15 protein-coding genes are annotated in these 17,103 nt (G+C 71.3%); 5 read left to right on the forward strand and 10 right to left on the reverse strand.

All coding sequences use genetic code 11. The features are described from left to right. The first annotated feature begins 60 nt into the window (after window positions 1–60). The 5 genes from AACH10_RS22260 to AACH10_RS22280 are packed head-to-tail and all read left to right on the forward strand — an operon-like array spanning window position 61 to window position 7,295. Window positions 61–375, forward strand: coding sequence for a DUF3467 domain-containing protein (locus tag AACH10_RS22260; RefSeq protein WP_341412726.1), 315 nt, complete (start codon window positions 61–63; stop codon window positions 373–375). Next, the gene (locus AACH10_RS22265; RefSeq protein WP_341412727.1) at window positions 372–2,228 is read left to right on the forward strand and encodes a GAF domain-containing protein; all 1,857 of its coding nucleotides are present in this window, start codon (window positions 372–374) and stop codon (window positions 2,226–2,228) included. Before AACH10_RS22260 ends, AACH10_RS22265 begins: the two co-directional genes overlap by 4 nt. A gap of 10 nt (window positions 2,229–2,238) precedes the next feature. After that, window positions 2,239–4,422: an efflux RND transporter periplasmic adaptor subunit gene (locus AACH10_RS22270; RefSeq protein ID WP_341412728.1), complete on the forward strand. Its 2,184-nt coding sequence runs from the start codon at window positions 2,239–2,241 to the stop codon at window positions 4,420–4,422. Between the two features lie 15 nt (window positions 4,423–4,437). Further along, a complete protein-coding gene (locus AACH10_RS22275; RefSeq protein ID WP_341412729.1) occupies window positions 4,438–6,429 on the forward strand; it encodes a preprotein translocase subunit SecA in 1,992 nt (663 codons plus the stop codon). Then, entirely contained in the window at window positions 6,426–7,295 is an 870-nt protein-coding gene (locus tag AACH10_RS22280) for an efflux RND transporter periplasmic adaptor subunit (protein ID WP_341412730.1), read from the forward strand. Before AACH10_RS22275 ends, AACH10_RS22280 begins: the two co-directional genes overlap by 4 nt. Before the next feature lie 25 nt (window positions 7,296–7,320). Here the strand turns inward: AACH10_RS22280 and nifA are convergent, their stop codons facing one another. From nifA to AACH10_RS22330, 10 genes are all read right to left on the reverse strand, one after another. Continuing rightward, window positions 7,321–9,084: a nif-specific transcriptional activator NifA gene (gene nifA / locus AACH10_RS22285; RefSeq protein WP_423228645.1), complete on the reverse strand. Its 1,764-nt coding sequence runs from the start codon at window positions 9,082–9,084 to the stop codon at window positions 7,321–7,323. A 239-nt stretch (window positions 9,085–9,323) separates the two neighbouring features. Beyond that, on the reverse strand, window positions 9,324–9,647 hold the full coding sequence (locus AACH10_RS22290; RefSeq protein WP_341412732.1) for a (2Fe-2S) ferredoxin domain-containing protein: 324 nt from the start codon (window positions 9,645–9,647) through the stop codon (window positions 9,324–9,326). A gap of 20 nt (window positions 9,648–9,667) precedes the next feature. Continuing rightward, entirely contained in the window at window positions 9,668–10,132 is a 465-nt protein-coding gene (locus tag AACH10_RS22295) for a ferritin-like domain-containing protein (protein ID WP_341412733.1), read from the reverse strand. Then, window positions 10,129–10,431, reverse strand: a complete 303-nt coding sequence (locus tag AACH10_RS22300) for a ferredoxin family protein (protein WP_341412734.1) — start codon at window positions 10,429–10,431, stop codon at window positions 10,129–10,131. Before AACH10_RS22300 ends, AACH10_RS22295 begins: the two co-directional genes overlap by 4 nt. Further along, entirely contained in the window at window positions 10,428–11,735 is a 1,308-nt protein-coding gene (locus tag AACH10_RS22305) for an FAD-dependent monooxygenase (protein ID WP_341412735.1), read from the reverse strand. The genes AACH10_RS22300 and AACH10_RS22305 overlap by 4 nt, the downstream gene beginning before the upstream one ends. Window positions 11,736–11,753: 18 nt before the next feature. After that, window positions 11,754–12,878, reverse strand: coding sequence for an electron transfer flavoprotein subunit alpha/FixB family protein (locus AACH10_RS22310; protein WP_341412736.1), 1,125 nt, complete (start codon window positions 12,876–12,878; stop codon window positions 11,754–11,756). A gap of 10 nt (window positions 12,879–12,888) precedes the next feature. Continuing rightward, the gene (locus AACH10_RS22315) at window positions 12,889–13,740 is read right to left on the reverse strand and encodes an electron transfer flavoprotein subunit beta/FixA family protein (RefSeq protein WP_341412737.1); all 852 of its coding nucleotides are present in this window, start codon (window positions 13,738–13,740) and stop codon (window positions 12,889–12,891) included. A gap of 33 nt (window positions 13,741–13,773) precedes the next feature. Continuing rightward, window positions 13,774–14,124 (reverse strand): nitrogenase-stabilizing/protective protein NifW, encoded by a 351-nt coding sequence (gene nifW / locus AACH10_RS22320; RefSeq protein ID WP_341412738.1) that lies wholly within the window; start codon window positions 14,122–14,124, stop codon window positions 13,774–13,776. A 33-nt stretch (window positions 14,125–14,157) separates the two neighbouring features. Beyond that, window positions 14,158–15,333 (reverse strand): homocitrate synthase, encoded by a 1,176-nt coding sequence (gene nifV / locus AACH10_RS22325; protein WP_341412739.1) that lies wholly within the window; start codon window positions 15,331–15,333, stop codon window positions 14,158–14,160. A 184-nt stretch (window positions 15,334–15,517) separates the two neighbouring features. Beyond that, window positions 15,518–16,852, reverse strand: coding sequence for a DEAD/DEAH box helicase (locus tag AACH10_RS22330; RefSeq protein WP_341412740.1), 1,335 nt, complete (start codon window positions 16,850–16,852; stop codon window positions 15,518–15,520). Window positions 16,853–17,103: the final 251 nt, after the last annotated feature.

Raw genomic sequence — 17,103 nt, forward strand, 5'->3', positions numbered from 1 at the left:
CCGCCGCCGGGTCGCCACGCTGGCCCACCCGTCTTCTCCGCTCACCTGCCTACCGTCACGATGGACACCCCACCGCCCAACGATCCCGCCCGCCCCGTGGCCCGGCCGCTCACCGGCGAGGGCGCGCCGCAGGTGCACTGGGACGACAGCGCCATGCGCACCACCCACGCCAACGTCTGCCAGGTGATGGGCACGCGCGAGGAGATCGCGCTGCTGTTCGGCACCAACCAGGCCTGGCAGGCCGGCAGCGCGGCGGTGAACGTGAAGCTGTCCGACCGCATCGTCCTGAACCCCTATGCGGCCAAGCGCCTGTGGCAGCTGCTGGGCCAGGGCCTGAAGGAATACGAAGCGCACTTCGGTGAGCTGAAGGTGTGAACGCGCGGGCTGACGACCAGACCGCCGCCGAGGCCGCCGGCTGCGCCGCCTGGCCCGCCGGCATCGAGCAGTTGCCCGAAGCGGCCTTCTATGCCGCCTGGCTGGCACGCGTGTGCACGGCACTGCCGGGCGCGCGCGCCGGCGTGGTGGTGGTGGGCCCGGCCGAGCAGGGGCCGTTCGCGCCGCAGGCCTTCTGGCCGCATGCCGACGGCGGCGCGCCGCAGCTGGCCGATGTGGCCGAGCAGGCGCTGGTCAGCCGCACCGCCGTGGTGGCCGAGTTGCCGCCGCTGCCGCAGGGCGCGGCGGCATCCGGCGCCGAGCTGGGCCTGGCCCTGCCGCTGCTGGTCGAGCGCCAGCTGCTGGGCGTGGTCGCGGTGGCCGTGGCGCAGCCCTTGGCGCGGCCGGCCGAGCAGCTGCTCGACGCCCTGCGCTGGGACATGGCCTGGCTGCAGCTGCACCTGCAGCAGGGCCTGGGCCGGCAGGACGACGGCCAGGCCCAGCGCCTGATGCTGGCGCTGGACCAGGTGGCAGCCCTGCTGGCCGACCAGCCCTTCGACGAGGCCGCGCGCGGCTTCGTCACCGAGCTGGCCACGCAGCTGGGTTGCGACCGCGTCAGCATCGGCGTGCGCCGCGGCCAGCGCGTGCGGCCGCTGGCGCTGTCGCACAGCGCCGAGCTGGTGCGCCGTACCAGCCTGGCCCAGGCGCTTGGCGAGGCCATGGACGAGGCCTTCGACCAGAAGGCCGTGATCCGCCTGCCGGCCGAGCCGGGCGACGAGGCGCTGGTCTCGCGCGCCCATGCGCTGCTGGCCGAGGGCGGCTGCGTGCTGAGCGTGCCCTTCCAGGGCAGCGACGGCTTTGCCGGCGTGCTGTGCTTCGAGCGCAGCGCCAGCCAGCCCTTCAGTGCGGCCGATGTGGCGTTGGGCCAGTCGCTGGCGGCCATGGCTGGCCGCGTGCTGGCGCTCAAGCACCGCAGCGAGCGGCCGCTGCCGCTGCAGGTGGTGCACGCCGCCAAGACCCAGGCCCAGCGCCTGCTGGGGCCGGGCCACATCACGCGCAAGCTGCTGGTGCTGGGCACGCTGGCGGCGGTGGTGTTCTTCAGCCTGTTCACGGTCACCTACCGGGTCAGCGCGCCGTCCACGCTGGAAGGCGAGGTGCGCCGCACCGTGGCCGCGCCCTTCGACGGCTTCGTCACCCAGGCCGGCGTGCGCGCCGGGGATGTGGTGAAGGCCGGCGCCGTGCTGGCCCAGCTGGACGACCGCGACCTTCGCCTCGAGCGCCTGAAATGGGCCGCCCAGTACGCCCAGTACCAGAAGCAGCAGCAGGAGGCCGTGGCCGGCCGCGACCGCGCCAAGGCGCTGATCAGCCAGGCGCAGTTCGAGCAGGCCCTGGCCCAGGTGAACCTGATCGACGAGCAGCTCAGCCGCGCCGTGGTGCGCGCGCCGTTCGCCGGCGTCATCGTCAAGGGCGACTTGTCGCAGACGCTGGGCAGCGCGGTGCGCCGCGGCGACATGCTGTTCGAGATCACGCCGCTGGCCGGCTACCGCGTGGTGGTGGAGGTGGACGAGCGCGACATCGAGGACGTGGCCGTCGGCCAGAAGGGCCAGCTGCTGCTGGCCGCCATCGCCGACCAACCGCTGCCCTTCACCGTCACCCGGCTCACCAGCGTGACCACCGCGCGCGACGGCCGCAACTTCTTCCGCATCGAGGGCCTGCTGGCCGCACCGGGCGAGCGCCTGCGCCCCGGCATGGAAGGCGTGGGCAAGATCGAGGTCGGCGAGCGCCGGCTGATCTGGGTGTGGACGCATCGCCTGATGCACTGGCTGCGCCTGTTTGCCTGGACCTGGCTGCCGTGAGCCCGTTGCCGTGAGCGAGTCTCTCTTCAGCCCCGCCTGGTACCGCGTGGCGCCGCTGAAGGCGCGGCTGCGCAGCCATGCCGTGCTGCACCGCCATGTCTACCGCGGCCGGCTCTGGTACGTGCTGCAGGACCGCGCCAGCGCGCGCTTCCACCGCTTCTCGCCCGAGGCCTATGCGGTCATCGGCCTGATGGACGGCCAGCGCAGCCTGGACGAGATCTGGCGCATCGCCTGCGAACGCCTGGGCGACGACGCGCCCACGCAGGACGAGGTGATCCAGCTGCTGGCCACGCTGCACCGCGCCGACGTGCTGCTGACTGACGCGCCGCCCGATCTGGACGAACTGCACGAGCGCCGCCTCACCCAGCGCAGCGCCAAGCGCCGGCAGACCCTGGGCAACCCGCTGGCGCTGCGCCTGCCACTGATCGACCCCGACGCCGTGCTCACCGCGCTGATGCCGCTGCTGCGTCCGCTGCTGGGCTGGGCCGGCGCGCTGCTGTGGCTGGCCCTGGTGGGCGGCGCGCTGGCCGCCGGCGCCAGCCACTGGACCGAGCTGACACGCAACCTGAGCGACCACCTGCTGTCGGCCGACAATCTGCTGCTGGTGGGCCTGGCCTTCACGCTCGCCAAGGCGGTGCACGAGTTCGGCCACGGCCTGGCCGTCAAGGCGCGCGGCGGCGAGGTGCACGAGATGGGCGTGATGCTGCTGGTGCTGATGCCGGTGCCCTATGTGGACGCGTCGGCCTCGCTGGCCTTCGAGCGCAAGCGCGACCGCATGCTGGTGGGCGCGGCCGGCATGCTGGCCGAGCTGGCGCTGGCCGCCGTGGCCCTGCTGGCCTGGGTGAACCTCGAGCCCGGCCTGCTGCGCGCCTTCGCCTACAACCTGGTGATGATCGCCGGCCTGACGACCGTGGTGTTCAACGCCAACCCGCTGCTGCGCTTCGACGGCTACTACATCCTGTCGGACGCGATCGAGATCCCCAACCTGGGCCAGCGTGCCAACAGCTACCTGGGCTACCTGGTGCGGCGCTACGCGCTGGGCCTGCGCCGGCTCACGCCGCCCGAGGCCGCGCCGGGCGAGCGGCCCTGGTTCGTGGGCTATGCCATCGCGTCTTTCGTCTACCGCATGGTGGTGTCGCTGGGCATCGCGCTGCTGGTGGCGCAGCAGTACTTCGTCATCGGCGTGGTGCTGGGGCTGTGGTCGCTGTTCAACGCCTTCTTGCAGCCGCTGGGCAAGCGCATCGCCTACCTGGCCACCGGGCCTGAGCTGGAAGGCCGGCGCGGCCGCGCGCTGGCCGTCACCGGCCTGGTGGTGGGCGCGCTGGTGGCCGTGGTGGGCTGGGTGCCGGTGCCGTCGTGGACACGCACCGAGGGCGTGGCCCTGGTGCCCGAGCGCGGCCATGTGCGCGCCGCCACCGATGGCTTCGTCAAGCAGGTGCTGGTGGCCAGCGGCCAGACGGTGCGCCAGGGCCAGCCGCTGCTGCTGCTCGATGACCCCGAGCTGGCCGCCCGCCTGCGCGTGCTGGACGCCCAGTTGCGCGAGCAACAGGCGCGCTACGCCGCCGCCAATGGCGACCGCGTGCAGCTGGCGATGATCCGCGACGACATCGCCCACATCAGCGCCCGCCGCGCCCATGCCGCGGCGCGCCTGGCCGAGCTGGTGGTGCGCAGCCCGGCCGACGGCCGCTTCGTGATGGACGATGTGGCCGATGCGCCGGGCAAGTTCGTGCACCGCGGCGAACTGCTGGCCTTTGCGGTGGAACCCACACGCCTGGCGGTGCAGGTGGTGGTGCCACAGGCCGACGTGGACCTGGTGCGCCAGATGACGCGCCGCGTGGAACTGCGCCGCCCCGAGCGCGTGGCCGATGTGCTGCCGGCCCAGGTGCGCCGCGTGGTGCCGGCGGCCACCAGCGCACTGCCCAGCCTGGCGCTCAGCGCCCAGGGCGGCGGCGAGCTGAGCCTGGACCCGAACGCCGGCCGCGGCGATGGCAAGGGCGAAGCCAAGGCGGAAGGCCGCCACGAGGTCAAGGCCGCCAGCTCGCTGTTCCTGTTCGAACTGGATCTGGGCGCCGAGCCGCCGCCGCTGGCCATCGGCGGGCGGCTGTATGCCAAGTTCGAGCGCACGCCCGAGACGCTGGCGGTGCAGGGCTGGCGCGCGCTGCGCGGCCTGCTGCTCAGCCGCTTCAGCGTCTGAGGCCTCGGCGGCGTGATGGCCACCCCCCTGCTGCAGCTGGACGCGCCGCCTTATCCCGAGCGCGAGGAGGCGCCCGAGCCCGGCTGGCTGCAGGCCCGCGCCGATGCGCTGGGCGGCGCGCTGCAGCGGCGCTGGCGCGCCTGGGGCGTGCGGCGCGGCGCGGTGGTGGCTCGCATCCGCCAGCATGAGGCGGAACTCGACGCGCTGGACGACGCCGGCCTGGCCGAGGCCGCGCGCGAGCTGGGCCGCGCGCTGCGCCGCGACGGCCTGCAGCCCGCGCTGTGCGCGCGCGCCTTCGCACTGGCCGGCTGCGCCGCGCACCGCCGCCTGGGCAAGCGGCCGTATGACGTGCAGATGCTGGGCGGCTGGATCATGCTGCAGGGCATGGTGGCCGAGATGAACACCGGCGAGGGCAAGACGCTCACCGCCACGCTGCCGGCCTGCGCCATGGCCCTGGCCGGCGTGCCGGTGCACGTGATCACGGTCAACGACTACTTGGTGGCGCGCGACGCCGAGCTGATGCGCCCGGTCTACGAGGCCCTGGGCCTGCGCGTGGGCGTGGTGACCGAAGACCTGCAGCCGCCCGAGCGCCAGGCCGCCTATGCCTGCCCGGTGGTGTACGCCAGCAACAAGACCGTGGTGTTCGACTACCTGCGTGACCGCCTGGTGCTGGCCGGCCAGACCGATGCGCTGCGCCTGCGCGTCGACCAGCTGGCCGGCGAGGGCGCGCGCACCCGGCGCCTGCTGCTGCGCGGCCTGAGCTATGCCATCGTCGACGAGGCCGACAGCGTGCTGGTCGACGAAGCGCGCACGCCGCTGATCATCTCGGCCCCGGCCGGCGACGGCGGCGAGGCCGAGCTGGCGCGCCAGGGCATGGTGCTGGCCGCCGCGCTGGTGCAGGACGAGGACTTCCGGCTGGCGCTGGACACGCGCATCGTCCACCTCACCGAGGCCGGCCGCCGCAGCGTGGCGCGTATCAGCGCGCCCTGGGGTGGCCCGTGGGCCGGCAAGCTGCGGCGCGAGGAGCTGGCGGTGCAGGCGCTCACCGCGCAGCACCTGTTCCACCGCGACCAGCACTACCTGGTGCGCGACGACCAGGTGCAGATCGTCGACGAGTACACCGGCCGCGTGATGGCCGACCGCAGCTGGGAGCGCGGCCTGCACCAGATGATCGAGGCCAAGGAAGGCTGCACCGTCACCGCGCCCAAGGCGCCGCTGGCGCGCATCAGCTACCAGCGCTTCTTCCGCCGCTACCTGCGCCTGTCAGGCATGACCGGCACGGCCGAAGAGGTGCGCGGCGAGCTGGGTGCCGTGTACGGCCTGCCCGTGGTGCGCGTGCCCACGCACCGCCCGTCGCGCCGGCAGATCCGGCCCGAGCGCGTGCTGCGCAGCGCCGATGCCAAGTGGCAGGCCATCGCCCAGCGCGTGGCCGAGCTGCACGCGCGCGGCGCGCCGGTGCTGCTGGGCACGCCCTCGGTGGCGGCGTCCGAGCGCGCGGCGGCGGCGCTGGCTGCACGCGGCCTGCCGTATCAACTGCTCAGCGCCAAGCAGGACGCCGACGAGGCCGCCGTGGTGGCCGCCGCGGGTCAGCCGGGCCGCATCACCATCGCCACCAACATGGCCGGCCGCGGCACCGACATCGCGCTGGCGCCCGAGGCGTTGGCGCTCGGCGGCCTGCACGTCATCCTGTCGGAGCGGCACGATTCCGGCCGCATCGACCGCCAGCTGGCCGGCCGGTGCGCGCGCCAGGGCGACCCCGGCGTGTTCGAGGCCGTGCTGTCGCTGGACGACGAACTGCTGCACCAGCTGGGCCAGCGCACGCCGCTGGCGCGCCTGGCCACCCACCTGCGCCGGGCTGCCGGCGATGACGCCGGCCCGCTGGCCGTGTGGCTGATCCGCCTGGCCCAACACCGCGTGGAGCAGGCGCATTCCCGCGTGCGTCAGGCCCTGCTGAAATCCGACCGCCAGGTCAGCCGCCTGCTGGCCTTCTCAGGACGACCCGAATGAGCTTCCGCCCCACCGCTTCCCTGTCCCTGTCGCTCCCTCTGCTGCTGGCCCTGGCCGCCGCTTCTGCGCACGCCCAGACCCGCCCGGCCCTGGTGCCGCTGCCGCCCGCGCCGCCACCGCTCAACGCCGAGGGCCAGCCGGTGGCCGCGCCTGCCACGCCGCTGCCGGCACCGGCCCCCACGCCGCGCCCGCGTGGCGCAGCCGGCGGCGGCCACGACTGCATGGTCGAGCCCTCGCTGGTGGTCAGCGTGGGCAGCCCGGTGGACGGTGTGCTCGAGGCCGTGCTGGCCGAGCGCGGCGACACCGTGCGCCGCGGCCAGCGCCTGGCTCAGCTGCAGGCCGGCGTGGAGGCGGCGGCGGTCGATCTGTCGGAAGCCCGCGTGCAGTACGGCCGGCGCAAGGTGGCGCGCAACGAGGGTCTGTTCCAGAAGCAGCTGATCTCGGCCCAGGACAAGGACGAGATGGAGACCGAGGCCCGCGTGCACGAGGAGGAGCTCAAGCGCGACCGCGAGGCGCTGAAGCTGCGCAGCATCGTCAGCCCGCTGGACGGCGTGGTGGTGGAGCGCAAGCTGGGCGGCGGTGACCTGGTGCGTTCGGACAAATCGGTGGTGATGAAACTGGCCCAGCTCGACCCGCTGCACGTGGAGGTGGTGCTGCCCGCCGAGCAGTACGGCAACGTGCGCGTGGGCATGAATGGCCGCGTGAGCCTGGCGCCGTATGTGAGCGGCATGCATCAGGCCCGCGTGACCGTGGTCGACCGTGTGATCGACGCCGCCAGCGGCACCTTCGGCGTGCGCCTGCAACTCGACAACCCCGGCTACAAGATCCCTGCCGGCATCCGCTGCAGCGTGCGATTGGGGGGGTGAGGGCGAACCGTGCGCCCCCGCGACCTCAGAACTTGCGCACCTCGATGCGGTACTTCTGCAGCGCGTAGCCCAGCTGCCGCGGGGTGACGCGCAGCAGCCGTGCGGCCTTGGCCTGCACCCAGCCGCATTGCTCCATGGCCCAGATCAGGCGCTCGCGCTCGCCTTCGGGCGGCTCCTGCGAGGCGCTGCGCGCACCGGGCGCGGTGGGCAGGCGCTGCGTGGGGCCGATGCGGGTGACGGTGTCGCCGCCGTCCTCATCGGCATCGTCGTCGTCCACGCCGTGCGCACCGAACGGCACCGCCGGGCCGCTGGGGAACGCGTGGCCACCGCCAGGGCCGGGGCCCGGTTCATGGCTGCCGGCCTGCGCGTGCCCGTGGCCCGGCCCCTCCACCGCCGCCACGGCATCGGCCTTGTCGACGAAGTGCAGCGTCTGGGTCAGGCAGCGGTTCTGCCGGCAGGGGAACGCGAAGTCGCGGATCAGGTCGCCCTGCACCATGGTGGCGGTGCGCTCCACGCAGTTCTCCAGCTCGCGCACGTTGCCGGGCCAGTAGCAGCTGGTCAGCACCTTCATGCCTTCGGGCGTGATCTTCAGGTTGCGCCGGTTCTCCTTGTTGAAGCGGTCGAGGAAGTGGGCCACCAGCGGCGGGATGTCGGCGCGCCGCTCGCGCAGCGGCGGCAGGAAGATGCTGACCACGTTGATGCGGTAGTACAGGTCGGCGCGGTACTCGCCGCGCTTGACCATGCGCTCCAGGTCGCGGTTGGTGGCGCAGATCAGGCGCACATCCACCTTCACCGCCCGGCTGCCGCCCACGCGCTCGAACTCGCGCTCCTGCAGCACGCGCAGCAGCTTGGCCTGGAAGGCCGGCGAGATGTCGCCGATCTCGTCGAGGAACAGCGTGCCGCCGTTGGCCAGCTCGAAGCGGCCCTTGCGCTCGCCGGCCGCGCCGGTGAAGGCGCCCTTCTCATGGCCGAACAGCTCGCTTTCCAGCAGGCTCTCGGTCAGTGCGGCGCAGTTCACCTTGATGAAGGGCGCGTCCTTGCGCGGGCTCAGGTAGTGGATGGCGCGGGCGATGGCCTCCTTGCCGGTACCGCTCTCGCCGCGCAGCAGCACGGTGGCGCGGCTGGGCGCGGCCTGGTGCACCTCCACGAACACCTGCTGCATCGGCTTGCTCTCGCCGATCACGTTGTCCAGCGTGCGCCCGCGCGGCTCGCGGGCCAGGGCTTTCTGCAGCCGCGTGGCCTCTTGCTGCAGGCGCTGGTGCTCGTCGCGCACGGCGCCGTGCAGGGCCACGGCCTGGGCCAGCAGTGTGGCGGCCATGGTCAGGATGCGCTGGTCGTCCGACAGGCGTGCGCCGCCGCTGACCTCGCGCTGCGCGGCCAGCACGCCCACCACGGCGCGGTCGGTCTTCATCGGCACCACGATGAAGCCCAGCATGTGCTCGGGGTCGTGCGCACCGAAGGCGCCGGTGCGGTCGATGAACTCGGGCGCCTGGGCCACATCGGGCACGGTGACCGGCATGCCACTGGCGTACACGCGGCCGATCACGCCCTCGCCGTACTGCCACTGGCCGCGCGCGGCCTGCTCATGGGTCAGGCCCACGGCGCTGTGCACCTTGAGGTGCACGTCGCCATCCTCGCCCGGCATCACGATCATCGCGCGCGGCAGTTCCAGGTGCGCGGTCAGCACGTTCAAGGCCGCGCGGAAGGTGCGCGTGATGTCCAGCGAGGCGCCGAGGATGCGGCAGATCTCGTAGACCGTGATCAGCTCGACATGCGAGCGTTCGTTCATCGGACCGCGACTCAGCATCGTGCACCTCCAGCAGACCTCACCCGATGCCGGTGCACCGTGTGTTGCCCTTGTGTCAACCATGCATCGTTGTCGGGCGACCTGCCTGAGATGCGGTGCATGACGGGTCTCAAGGTGCAAGAAGCGAGCCCAGGGAGAACCCTGATCTTGGGGGCCGCCGCGCCGGTGTCTGTCACTTGATGCAGATCAAGTCCGGGCCGTCGGGCCGGCGTGGTCGAGGGCTACCACTCGGTCGGTGCGGCCACCAGGCGCGTCACCGGCTCGCCGCCCAGCAGGTGCTTCTCGAACACCTCCACCACGTCGTCGGGGGTCACGCGCTGGTAGAGCACGCCTTCGGGGTAGACCAGCACGTTGGCGCCGCCATCGCAGGGGCCCAGGCAGCCTGAATAGGTGATGGCCACCTGGTCGTAGGCATTGCGCTTCTGCAGCTCGGCCCAGAAGGCCTGCAGCAGCGGCGAGGCGCCCTTGGCCGCGCACGAGCCGCGCGGATGGCCGGGCGGGCGCTGCTGGCTGCACACGAAGACATGGCGGGTGGGACGGGGCATGGGGGAACCTCTGGAAATGCTCAGGCCGCGCTGCGCGCGGCGATCAGGCGCCGCAGCTCGGCCACGTGCTGCGCCTCTTCGGCCGCGAACTCGCCGGCCAGGCGGCGCGTCTCGGGGTCGCGCGTGGTGGCCGACACGGCGGCGTAATAGGCGTGGCCACGCTGCTCGCTGTCGAGCGCCAGCTTCAGCGCGGCGGTGCCGTCGAGAAAGCCATCGACGCCGGCCCAGTCGGCGGTCTCGGGGGCGATGCCGTCGGGCCACTGGTACTCGTCGTCGCGCAGCGCCGGCAAGGTGCGGAAGCCGCCGCGCGCCTGGGCCTCAGCCAGGTGCAGGCGCGAGAAGTGCGCCATGCGGGCGAAGAAGTCCTTCAGCGCACGGTTGCCTTCGGTGTGCATGGCCGCCGACAGTTCTTCGTAGCGGCGGGCGGCTTCGCGCTCCAGCGCGATGGCATGGGCCAGAAAGGTCTCGACGTCCACGCAGCTCACCCGAACTTGAACAGGATGCCGTAGCCGCCGCGCGGGTATTCCCACGCCACGTTGCTGTGCTCGGTGCAGATCACGCGGCAGCTGCCGCATTCCAGGCAGCCGTCGGTGATCAGTGTGACCGTGCGGTTGCCCTCGGCCTTGTAGCAGCTGGCCGGGCACACGAAGGTGCAGGCCTGGCTCTGGCAGTCGTTGCTGCACACCGCCGGGTTCTTGATCTGGATGTGCGGCCGACCGTGGTCGACCTTGTAGCGGTTCTGGAAGAGCTTCTCTTCCACGTTCACGGCAGCCACGGCGCTCATCGCACGGCCCTCCAGATTTTGAAAGCGTCAGACATCAGGCCACCCAGACGGCGGGCGGATTTGAAACTGCCGAAGATCTCGCGTTCCTTGGTCTTCTTGTCCACGCCGTCCACGGTGAACATGGTCTGCGCGGCGCGGTTCAGCAGCGTGGGGTAGGTGGTGAAGAACTGCGGGCTGGTGTGCAGCACCTCGGGCAGGTCGCGGTACTTCTTCAGGTCCTTCATCACGAAGCTCTCGTCCAGCGCCTTCTTGTAGGCCGAGAGCGTCTTCGCGGTCAGTGGCTGGTTGGCGGCCTTGGCGGCGATCACCGTCTCCGCGGCCAGCCGGCCGGTGGTCATGGCCAGGTTGCTGCCCTCGCGGTGCGCGGCGTTGACGAAGCCACCCGAGTCGCCCACGATCATCCAGCCCTCGCCGTAGATCTGCGGCACCGCGTGGAAGCCGCCCTCGGGGATCAGGTGCGCGGCGTATTCCTTCATCTCGCCACCCTCGATCAGCGGCGCGATGCTGGGGTGCTTCTTCAGCTTCTCGAGCAGCGCGTAAGGGGCGGTGCGGTTCGGGTTGGCCTTGAAGTCGCTGAGCATGCAGCCCACGCCGATGGTCAGCGAATCCTTGTTGGTGTAGAGGAAGCCGGTACCCACCATGCCTTCGGTCACCGAGCCCATCATCTCGATGACCACGCCTTCTTCCTCACCGATGTTGAAGCGCGCCTGGATGGTCTCTTCGGGCATGAAGAGGATTTCCTTGACCGCCAGCGCCACGTTCTTGGCCTGGATCTCGCCGTGGAAGCCGGCCTTGCGCGCCAGCGTGCTGTTCACGCCGTCGGCCAGCACCACCACGTCGGCGTACACCTCGCCGCCCAGGCGGTCGCAGCGCACGCCGATGCAACGGTTGCCGTCCATCAGCAGCTCTTCCACCGTGGTCTCGCAGATCAGCAGGGCGCCGGCCTCTCGCACCTTGGCGCTGAACCACTTGTCGAACTGCGCGCGGATGATGGTGTAGCGGTTGTACGGCGGCTTGTTGTAGTCGTCGCTGCGGTAGTGGGTGCCGACGAAGCTGGTGTCGTCCAGCATCCACATGCGCTGCTCGATGATGTGCCGCTCCAGCGGCGCGTCATCGCGGAAGTCGGGGATGATCTTCTCCAGCGCATTGGCGTACAGGATGGCGCCCTGCACGTTCTTGCTGCCGGGGTACTCGCCACGCTCGATCTGCAGCACCTTCAGGCCGGCCTTGGCCAGGGTGTAGGTGGCGGCGTTGCCCGAGGGGCCGGCGCCGACCACGATGGCGTCGAAGTGTTCCTTGGCCATGGATGTTCTCCTCAGTAGTTAGGCGACCTTGCGGATGCGCTTGTCGAGGTGCGTGCGGAAGGCGTGCGTGAGGGCCGGCAGCACCTGCATCGCATTGCCCACGATGCCGTGGTGAGCGAAGTCGAAGATCGGCGCGTTGGGGTCGGTGTTGATCGCGACGATGATGTCGCTGCTCTCCATGCCCACGCGGTGCTGGATGGCGCCGCTGACGCCGGCGGCGATGTACAGCTTGGGCCGCACGGTCTTGCCGGTCTGGCCCACCTGGCGCTCGGCCTCCAGCCAGCCGGCCTGGGTGACGGCGCGGGTGGCGCCCACCTCGGCACCCAGCACGCGGGCCAGGTCCCACACCAGCTTGCAGTTGTCGGCGTTCTTCAGGCCCTTGCCGGCGGTGACGATGATGTCGGCATAGGCCAGGTTCACCGTGTTGCGCGTGGCATCCGGAATGAACTCGAGCAGCTTGGTGACGATGTCGGTCTCCACCATGCCGAGGTTCATCGTGATGATGTCGCCGGTGCGGCTCTCGTCACGGCGCGGCATGGCGGCGGTGCGCGGGCGCATCGTGGCCATCTGCGGCCGGTAGGCCAGCGTCATGATCGTGCACAGCAGGCTGCCGCCGAAGGTGGGGCGGGTGGCGGCCAGTGCGCGGCCGTCGATGTTGAGCTCGGTGCAGTCGGCCGTCAGGCCGGTGCCCAGCGTGGTGGCCACGCTGCCGGCCAGGTCACGCCCCATGGTGGTGGCGCCCAGCAGCAGGATCTCGGGCTGGTGCTGGTTCACCAGGTCGGTCAGGCCCTTGGTGAAGGGCTCGTTGCGGTAGCCCTGCAGCACCGCGTCGCGCATGAGGTAGCAGTGGTCGGCGCCGTAGACGTAGGCCTCCTTGGCGAAGTCTTCCAGCTTGTCCTGCGGGCCGCCCAGCAGCACGCCGCTCACGTCCACGCCCAGCTTGTCGGCCAGCTTGCGCGCCTCGCCCATCAGCTCCCAGCTGACGCTGTGCACCTGGCCGCGGTCGTGCTCGATGAACACCCACACGCCCTTGTAGGCCTTCAGGTGCTCGGGCAGTTCGGTGCTGCGGCCGGAGCGGCCGGCGGTCTTGGCGGCGCCGGCGGCCGCAGCGGCGGCCATGGCGGGTTTGTCGTTGTCGGCCATGGTGTTCTCCTCAAGCGGACAGCCGGTCCACCGTCTCTTGTTCGAGCGTCGGGTGGGTGGTGAAGATCTTCTGCAGCAGGTTCAGGCAGGCGTCGTTCACGCCCACGCCGTCATCGATGGTCTGCATCTCGGCGCGCTCCTTGCGCGGCTTGGGCGCGAACACCTTGCTCACGATGGTGGGGCTGCCCTTCAGGCCAATCTTGGTGATGTCCTCGATGCCGGCGTCGTCCTTGTTCCACTTGCGCACCGGCACGCGCGCGGCGCGCAGCATGTCGTCCATGGTGGCGAAGCGCATCTCGTTGGTGCCCTCCAGCATGGTGATCAGGCTGGGCAGCGTGGTCTTCAGGCGCTGCACGCCGCCCTCGGCGCGGCGCTCCACGGTGATGGTGCGGCCGTCCAGGTCCACCTCGTTGATCTTGCTGACGTAGGTGAGCAGGTTCCAGCCCAGGCGCTTGGCGATGCCGGGGCCCACCTGGGCGGTGTCGCCGTCGATGGTCTGCTTGCCGGTGAACACCAGGTCCACCGCCTGCTCCTCGCTGATCTTCTTGATCGCCGAGGTGAGGGCGTAGCTGGTGGCCAGCGTGTCGGCACCGGCGAAGGCGCGGTCGGTGACCAGCACCGCATCGGTGGCGCCGAAGCTGATGCACTTGCGCAGCGCGTCTTCCGCCTGCGGCGGGCCCATGCACAGCATGGTGACGCGGCCGCCGAACTTGTCCTTCAGGCGCAGGGCCTCTTCCAGCGCGAACAGGTCATACGGGTTCACGATGGCCGGCACACCCTGGCGCATGATGGTGTTGGTGACCGGGTGCACGCGGATCTGCGCCGAATCGGGCACCTGCTTGATGCAGACGACGATGTGCATGTTCTTCTCCTTGCAGGGACGATGGGCGATCGGTCAGGCCGCGGCCGCGCGGCGGCGCTCGGCCAGGCTCTCGCGCAGGTTGGCCACCGGCACGGCCTTCTGGCCGTCGGCGTCCTGGAACACCTTGAACACCTTCTCCTTCACGGCGCTGGAGTTCACGAAGTCGCCATGCGCCTGCATCAGCAGCTCGCGGTAGCGGCGGAAGGTGGCCACCTCGTCCTCGCCCGGCACCGCCTCGCTCTTGTGCAGGTACTGGTAGAAGCGCTTGAGGATGTGCAGGCGGTTCACGTGCACCACCTTCTCGTCGAATGGCACACCGAAGAAGGTGAGGAAGTCTTCGGCGCTGGAAAGGGCCTTCAGGCGGTGCGTGAGGCTGTCGGACATGCGGGTCTCCTGGGCGATGCGGTTCAGGGCGCGTCAGGCGCGGGCCATCGGGATGGTCTCGACGACAGCACGCGTGTCGCGGAGAAAGCGGGTGAGCTCGGCGGCCGAGGGCTCGCACTTGGTGCTCATCACGTGCTCGCGGATGTGCTGCAGCAGCACCGGCACATGCTCGGGCTCGATGGCCAGGCCCATGCGGGCATAACGCTCGATCACCGCGGCCGAGCCCGAGTGCTTGCCCAGCACCAGGCGGTGCGTGCGGCCCAGCTCCTCGGGCGCGAAGTTCTCGTAGTTGCGGCGGTCCTTCAGCAGGCCGTCGACATGGATGCCGCTTTCGTGCGCGAACACCGCCTCGCCGACGATGGCCTTGCCGGCGGCCGTGGGCCGGCCCGAGGCCTGCGCCACCAGCGCGCTGATGGCCGGCAACTGCGCCGTGGCCACGCCGCATTCAACGCCGTACACATGGCGCAGCGCCATCACCACCTCTTCCATCGCGGCATTGCCGGCGCGCTCGCCCAGGCCGTTGACGGTGGTGCTGGCATGCGTGGCGCCGGCGGCCAGCGCGGCCAGCGTGTTGGCGGTGGCCAGGCCCAGGTCGTTGTGGGCGTGGATCTCGATGCCGATGTCGACCTCGGCGCGCAGCGCGGCGATGCGGCGGTGCGTCTCGAACGGGTCCAGCAGACCCAGCGTGTCGGCATAGCGCACCCGCACCGCACCGCAGGCCTGGGCCAGCGCGGCGGCCTCGGCCAGGAAGCCGGCATCGGCGCGCGAGGCATCCTCGAAGCCCACGCTGACGGTGAGGCCGCGGTCGGCCACGCGCGTCACGCAGTCACGCAACGTGGCCAGCACCCAGGCGCGGTCGCGCTGCAGCTTGTGGGTGATCTGGATGTCGGACACCGACACCGACAGGTGCACGATGTCGGCGCGGCAGCGCAGCGCGGCGGCGATGTCGCGCTCGGCCATGCGCGCCCAGACCATGGTGCGGGCGCGGCGCACCACGCGGCAGATCTCGTTGATCAGCGCCACCTCGTGCTCGCCCATGGCTGGGATGCCGATCTCCATCTCGGGCACGCCGGCCACATCCAGCGCGCGGGCGATGGCCAGCTTCTCGCGGTCACTGAAGGCCACGCCCGCGGTCTGCTCACCGTCGCGCAACGTGGTGTCGTTGATCGTGACCTTGGATTCGACGGGGCGGGGCAGGGAGGTGTTCACACCGGACTCCTGGGCGGGGTTTTCCGGTGAATCGCAAGCCGTGTGCCAGCTGGCGAAGCACGTTCAAGTGCTTGATTTGCCGACGATTTTCTGGATTTCTGGCGGCGTCGGGCGGCCTGTCGGGAATGTCGCTAAGGTCACAGAGCCCGGCCAACGCGGCGCGCGGCGCCGCGTGCCGGGGGCCTCAACGGCGTGCGGTCGGGGCCGTGGCAGCGGCTGCGGCCGCCGCGGCCTGCTCGCGCAGCTTGTCCTTCTTGCTCTTGCGCTTGCCCTTCACGCCGCCGGTGGGGTCAGACGGCGGCGGCACCTCGGTGGGCGCAAAGCCGGGCAGCACCTCGCGCGGCACGCGCTGGCCCTGCCGCTTCTCGATCAGGCGGAAGTGCGCTTCCACCGTGGGCGGCACGAAGCTGATGGCCAGGCCGGTGGCGCCGGCGCGGCCGGTGCGGCCGATGCGGTGCACATGGTCGTCGGCCGAGCGCGGCAGGTCGAAATTGATCACCAGCGCCAGATCGGGAATGTCGAGCCCACGCGCGGCCATGTCGGTGGCCACCACCACGCGCGTCTCGCCGCGGCGCAGGCCATCCAGCACGCGCCAGCGCGTGCCCTGGCTCAGCTCGCCATGCAGGGCCACGGCGCGGTGGCCATGGCGCAGCAGCTTCTCGGCCACCAGCTCGGCGGCATGGCGTGTGGCCACGAACACCAGCGTGCGCGGCTCGTCCATTTCTTTGAGCAGCTGGCGCAGCAGCGGGCCGCGCTGGGCCGTGTCCACCGTGATGGCGCGCTGCTGGATGGCGGCCGGCGGCTGGGTGCCGGCCGATTCATCCCGCAGCGTCACCGGATCGCGCAGCAGCCGATCGGCCACGGCCTGCAGCGCTGCGCCCGCGCCGCCCGTGCCCTGACCGTAGGTGGCCGAGAACAGCAGGTTCTGCCGCTGCGCCGGCAGCAGGGCCAGCACGCGGTCGAGCTCGTCGGCAAAGCCCAGGGCCAGCAGGCGGTCGGCCTCGTCGAGCACCAGGGTCTTCAGCGCGCCCAGGCGCAGGGCGTTGTGCGCCACCACGTCCAGCACGCGGCCGGGCGTGGCCACCACGATGTCGGCACCGCCGCGCAGCGCCATCAGCTGCGGGTTGATCGACACCCCGCCTTGCAGCACCGCCACCCGCAGGCGCGGCGGCGGCGGCGCATCACTGCGCCAGGCGCTGGCATGCGGCGGCAGTCCGCGCACCAGGCCGCGCAACACCTCGCCCACCTGCTGCGCCAGCTCACGCGTGGGCACCAGCACCAAGGCGGATGGGTCACGCTGGCGCTGCGCCGGGCCGCCGCTGAGCTTCAGCGCCTGCTGCAGCAGCGGAAGCGCATAGGCCAGCGTCTTGCCGGTGCCGGTGGGCGCCTGGGCCAGCAGATCCCGCCCCGCCAGCACGGCCGGAATGGCCTGCGCCTGGATGGGCGTGGGATCGGTGCGCTCGGCTTGGGCGAGGGCATCGACCAGGGCAGGGAACAGGCCCAGGGTGGCAAAGGACATGGGAAGGGGCCTGGCGCGCGGCGGGGTGGGTGGGGGCGGGATTTTAGGGTGGGGGCTGGGTGGGGGCCCTGGAGAGTCGGCCGCGCGCGGCGAGGCCGGTCGTGCGCAGGGTGGAGGCTGGGTTCTGGGCGGAGGGATATGCTTGGGTTCCATGTCGCGCCCGTATCCGGTTACGCCCGCAGCGCCCGTATCCGGATACGGCGCGGATATGCGCTCGATAACAAGTTGAACTAGACCGCTGACGCGGTAGG

The sequence above is a fragment of the Pseudaquabacterium inlustre genome (assembly GCF_038066595.1).
Classification (GTDB): domain Bacteria; phylum Pseudomonadota; class Gammaproteobacteria; order Burkholderiales; family Burkholderiaceae_C; genus Pseudaquabacterium; species Pseudaquabacterium inlustre.